The sequence below is a fragment of the Dactylosporangium sp. NPDC051485 genome (genome assembly GCF_040682015.1).
GTDB lineage: Bacteria > Actinomycetota > Actinomycetes > Mycobacteriales > Micromonosporaceae > Dactylosporangium.
On sequence record NZ_JBFAZW010000224.1, the window covers coordinates 1 to 5,295 of the forward strand.

Below are 5,295 nucleotides of genomic sequence, written 5' to 3' on the forward strand. Positions count from 1 at the left end.
CAACACTGAGAGTCATCACACGAAGATCTAATAGGGAAACCCAGGCAACTCGACTTCGGCGTCCCCGGCAGGCCATACCGCTCGAGGTAGGCGACACAGTCACCGCGCCGCCACCCGAGATCGAGCAGCGGGAAGACGTTGCGCATGTAGCCGACGTCGGCGTCACGCGCCCTGCCGATCTCATCGACGGAGATCCCGATAGCGATGTCGGCGACGACACCGGCCGGCACCCGCTTCGGGTGCGGGTAGCCGAGCCGCCGCCGGACCTCCGCCTTGATCGGTTTGATCTTGTATTCGGACGTACATTGCCGTCGGGCCATGCCGCGTTCGCCGTTCGGTCCGAGCGTGAACAGGGGCATCGACGCGAAGCGGTGCTTCGGGTCGATCGCGTCGGCGCGGATGTGCCCGGCCGACACCCGCACGATCGGGATGCCCGCGTCGGCGGCGATCCGCTCGAGCCGTTCGAGGTGCTCGTAGACGGCGGCGGGCTCCCAACCCGTGTCGGCGAAGACCGCCGCGGTGAAGGTCGGGATCTCACCGCGGGCCGCCAGCAGCAACGTCGCTGAGCTCTGGACCCCGGCCCCGAGACTGAGATACCGCTGGATGGATGTGCTCATCCGCGGCCCCTGGCATCGCCCTGTACGGACGGCGAGGCGGAACTCGACGGCTTGGTGAAGATCAGCACGTCCTCGTGCGCGATGAGGTGCATCGGAGTGCCGCCGGCGCGGGCCTTCCGCACGGACTGCAGCTGGAAGAACGACGGCCGCGCGACGAGCTGCCCGTCCCGGACCGCGGCGAGCAGCGCCACGCACCGCTCGGTCGGGACGAGGCCGGCGCGGACGCCGGCGCCGATGACCGCGGACGGCAGGTCGACGAGCTCACCCTTCTTGCGCCAAGGGCGGGCGGTGACCACGACGGTCCCGCCGGGGCGCAGCAGCGTCGCGCAGCCGCGCAGGATCTGCGCGAACCCGTCGGCGAGGCCGGTCAGGTCCCGGTAGGCGAGGTTGCCCTTGTCGGAGCCGTCGTTGTACCGGTTGTCGCGGATATCGAGTTCGTCGCCGGTCGTGACGAGCCCGTGGACGGTCGGCCCGTACGGCGGGGAGGTCACCACCAGGGCGACCTGCCCGATGAGGGCGGCTGGGACGAGGGACAGGATGTCGGTGGCGTCACCACGGATGACGCCGCCACGGCCGGTCGCGCCCTGGGTGCGGGCGTGGCGCAGGTTGGCGTCGGCGATGTTCGACCAGCGGGGCTCGTACTCGATGCCGAGCGCGTCCCGCCCGGCGTGCACCGCCTCGACGAGGGTGGTGCCGATCCCGGACATGGGGTCCAGGACCAGGTCGCCCGGCGTGGTGTAGGCGTCGATGGCGTGCGCGGCGATCGCCGGCAGCATCCGAGCGGGGTGCTGCACGGAGTCCGGGACGTACCGGCCGCGGCGCTGGACCGGGCCAGTCCGCTGCGCGGTCGCCCACACCGACAGTCCGGCCAGGCCGGGACCGTCTGGGTCGGTGCCCGCGGCCAGGTCGGTGGTGGCGCGGTGCTGGGCGTCGTAGGCGCGGTGCCGGCCACCCGAACCGGTCCGGCGAATGCCGGTGCCGCCGGCAGGGTCGGCGGGGTCGGTCGGCGTGGTGCCGCGTCCGGGCTCGTCCGGGTCGGCGGCCACAACGGTGCGGGGCTCAGCCATTGGAGGCCTCCCCGTTGCGTCCGCCCCGGCGGGAACCGTTACGGCGGCGACCCGCCGTGCCGGGTACCGGGGTGAAGACGAGCAGGTCGGCGTGGACCCGCAGGTGTGCGACGGTCCACTGCTCGCCGGCGTTGTCGGCGCGGGCCTTGGACAGGGCGAGGAGTTCCTCGTCGTCGAGGTGGTAGACGAACGCGTCACCGTGTCCGTCGGTGTCGGCGGCGACGGCGACGATGTGCTGCAGGTAGCCGAGGCCGACCTGTGCGGCGGCGGTGGCGATCGGGCTGAAGTCCTCCGGCGTCGCGGCCAGCCCCGCGGGCACGGCGACGACGAGGACGAGGCAGCCGCCCGGGCGCAGCAGCTCCCGGCAGACGGTGAGCAGCCAGGCCAGCCGGATCCGGTTGGGGACCGCGTCGGGGTCCAGCGGCCACGTCGCCACGACGAGGCTGGTCAGCCCGGCGAGGGACACACCGTCGGGGATCGGCACGACCGGCGGTGCGGTCGGCGGGAGGTGCGGGTCGGTGAGGTCGTCACCGAACCAGTCCGCGAGGGACACGTCCAGCTCGACACCGTCGACGGTGTCGAGGTCGGTGGTTCGGTCGGTGTCGGGCTCGTCGTCGGGCTCTGTCGTGTCCTCGTCGCCGAGGCTGCTGGTGGCGGGGCCGATGATGAGGCTGGCGACGTCGGTGAACCAGGCCCGGTGGTGCCGACGTCCGCCGGTGCAGCTGGCGAAGGTGAGGGCGTGGTCGGCGGTGAGGTCGACGACGGCCTCGCCGGGGCGGCTGTAGGCGGCGACGAGCCGCCGGGCAAGCCGCGCCGGGATACTGGCGCCGTGATCGCCGCTGTTACGGGCGGTCCGCCAGACGGTGATCGGGACCGGCGGGTCACCGGCGACGACGTCGACGAACAGCTGCCCATCGACGTGGTCGGCACCAAGGGCGCCGGCCGTCCCATCGGGGTTCGGGTTGGCGTTGGGATTGGTGGGGTGGTGCGGCGGGTGCTTGCTCATATGGCTGTCGGCTCCGCGCCGCGCCGGGAAGCGCTGACACCCTCCTATCCGGGTTTGTGAGCCGTGGCGAACGCCCCCTCCACTCACAGCCACTCACAGCGCGCAGAACGCCGCTCACAACTCGGGACCGTCACTGTCCGTTGCCAGCGAAGTTGGACTTCTTGCCATCGAATCTGGTTCGGATGGAGTTTCTGCCACTACAGTTGGTCCGCCCCGATGATCGAGTCTGGAGTGGATGGTGACGTTGGCTCGGTCTGTGGCAGTGGAGCCGGGCCATCAGGAGATGGTGCTGGAGTTCTGACGCGGCTTCCCGAAGACTGACAGTGGATTCGCAGACTTGACCCAACGCTCCATAACCCGATCGCGGCGGCGCGATAGCTACAACCATGATTTGGTTCAGATTCGATGGCACAAACCTCGAGTCCAGCGGTCACATCTGAGCGCGCGAGCCAACCTCCGTGCCATCGAAGATGACCCACCCCTGGCCACGGGACCGACGCAGTCCAACTTCGCTGTCAACGGACAGTCACCCGTTCGGGGGCGTCGGCGCTCACAGCGGCGTCAGCAGTCAAGACCCGGCCACTCACAGCGGCTCACAGCCACTCACAGCGGCATCAGCAGTCAAGACCTGGGCCGCTCACAGCCGCTCACAGCCGCTCACAGCCGCTCACAGCGGGCTCAGAGCGGTCGCTGTTGTCCGTGTCCCGTCGCACGGAGGTTGCCCAGGTCCAGAACAGATGCTTCAACCAGGTCCGTTGTCGCACTCCTGTTGCGCCGGACTGCCGGCGAACGAAGCGCGGCGAGCCGCTCGGCGCGACCGCCCACTTGGGACGACCTATGCCACCGCTCGCCAGACCGAGTTCCCCGCTCCCATCCGGAAGAGGTCCTGGCGCGCCGGGACCGTGGTGCTGGCATCGCACGGGCCGCGCGGCGAGTGTAAACGGCGATGCTGTACTCGTGGATGGTTGACTGCGCCCGGCGGCAGAGGCAATGCCGGCGGCGCGGTGGGCGGTGCGGACAGACTTCCTCCTGCGAATGACAACAACCTATCGATGATCTTCTGTGACATCGCCACGATGTCAATCGATGATCTTCTGTGACAGGCATCTCGTGTCCATCGGTGATCTTCTGTGACGCACTGACCGCGTCAATCGATGATCTTCTGTGACACGTCATGCATGTCAATCGACAAACATATGTGCCGCATGGCGGTGTCACGGCCGCTGGGTCGACCCGTGTCAGGCGCTGTGAGTTGCTGTGAGTGCGTGCGGTGCCTCCCATGGGCGACGGTAGGCGACGCGAGCGGCCTGCTTGCAGTGGCGGGTCCGGCGGTCCATCCGGCACGGCGTCTCGGGCGGCCGTAGTGTCAACGCGCTGCTCAATGACCACGACAGTCGCCGATGTCAACGATCACAGTCAATGCAGCAGATCGGGTGACCCGACCGACTGGGGTCGGGCACGCCGCGGGGCCGACGGCCCGGATGCGCCGCTGACCAGCACTGTCAGTGACCTGTGAGTGGTGCGTGGCGCAATGACTACTGCGGACATCGCCGTGAAACCCCGCGATGTCCATCCATGATCTTAGTTGTCATAGGAGCTTGTGACATGACCGTGTCCACCATCTTGGACCGCACCGCGAACCGCCCGGACACCGACGCCGGCACCGATGACACCGCCCGTGACGCGGCTCGTGACACGGACGGCACCGCGGTCACACGCCGTCCGGCGGTCAACGGCACGGCCGGCGCCGTGCCCGGTCGCGGACCGGCCGACCCGGACCGGGCCGACGCCGACGCCGACGCCGACGCCGACGACAACGCCGACGCTGCCGGCGCCGATGACGAGGGGTGGCCGTCCTCGCCGTTCGCGTGCGTCGACACCGCGTTCACCGCACTGGTCACCGGCCCGGACCCGCTGAGCATCGACCTGACCGGCCTGGACCCCGGCCTCGGCCTGCCCGCCGGCGTGGTCAGCGTGGCGGTGCTGCGCACCTGGCTGGCCGAACACCCGCGGAACTGGCCGGCGTTGGACGCGGTGTGGCGGGAGCTGATCGTCCGCGCCCGCCTGCAGGGCCCGGCCTGGGTCGTGGCCGCGACCGCCCTGGCCCTGCCCGGCCTGGTCCGCCACGCCGCGACCCTGGTCGCCGGCGGCTGGCACGGCGACCCCGACGACGTCGACGCCGAGGTCCTCACCGGGTTCCTCACCGCGCTGCGCGACCACGTCGACGTGGCCCGCCCGGCCCCGTACGCCCGGCTGTGCCGGGCCGCTCAGCGCGCCGGCCTGATGCTGGTCGCGCAGCAGCGTCACGTCGTCCTCGTCGACGACCTCGACGCGGTCCCGCCCGGGCCGCGTACCCCTCACAGGCCGTGGAACCATCCCGACCTGCTCGTCCAGCGCGCGGTCGCGCTCGGGCTCCTGGACGCCTGCGACGAGGAGCCCTACATCGACATCCGCCTCGGCCGGCGGGCGATCGAGCCGATCGCCGTCCGCCTCGGGGTCACCGTCGACGCGCTGCGGACTCGAGCAGGAACTGGGCGGCCACGTCGCGGCGGCGGGCGCCCAGGGCCCGGCGCAGGCCGATCTCGGCCCGGCGTTCCAGGACCGA

4 protein-coding genes and 1 pseudogene are annotated in these 5,295 nt (G+C 70.6%); all 5 read right to left on the minus strand.

The features are described 5' to 3' along the window. A partial coding sequence (locus AB0M46_RS50895) for a hypothetical protein (RefSeq protein WP_363348918.1) occupies nt 1-617 on the minus strand: 617 nt, incomplete at its 3' end. Then, nucleotides 614-1,684, minus strand: a complete 1,071-nt coding sequence (locus AB0M46_RS50900) for a DNA methyltransferase (protein ID WP_363348920.1) — start codon at nt 1,682-1,684, stop codon at nt 614-616. The genes AB0M46_RS50900 and AB0M46_RS50895, both read right to left, overlap by 4 nt. Then, the gene (locus AB0M46_RS50905) at nt 1,677-2,690 is read right to left on the minus strand and encodes a hypothetical protein (protein WP_363348922.1); all 1,014 of its coding nucleotides are present in this window, start codon (nt 2,688-2,690) and stop codon (nt 1,677-1,679) included. Before AB0M46_RS50905 ends, AB0M46_RS50900 begins: the two co-directional genes overlap by 8 nt. A 1,581-nt stretch (nt 2,691-4,271) precedes the next feature. Further along, a complete protein-coding gene (locus tag AB0M46_RS50910; RefSeq protein ID WP_363348924.1) occupies nt 4,272-5,051 on the minus strand; it encodes a hypothetical protein in 780 nt (259 codons plus the stop codon). A 154-nt stretch (nt 5,052-5,205) separates the two neighbouring features. Continuing rightward, a pseudogene (locus AB0M46_RS50915) lies at nt 5,206-5,295 on the minus strand (FtsX-like permease family protein); the annotation flags it as partial.

Bases quoted from the DNA above. Each gene is read 5' to 3' on its own strand.
- AB0M46_RS50900 (WP_363348920.1), bottom strand. From the start codon at position 1,684: ATGGCTGAGCCCCGCACCGTTGTGGCCGCCGACCCGGACGAGCCCGGA.
- AB0M46_RS50905 (WP_363348922.1), bottom strand. From the start codon at position 2,690: ATGAGCAAGCACCCGCCGCACCACCCCACCAATCCCAACGCCAACCCG.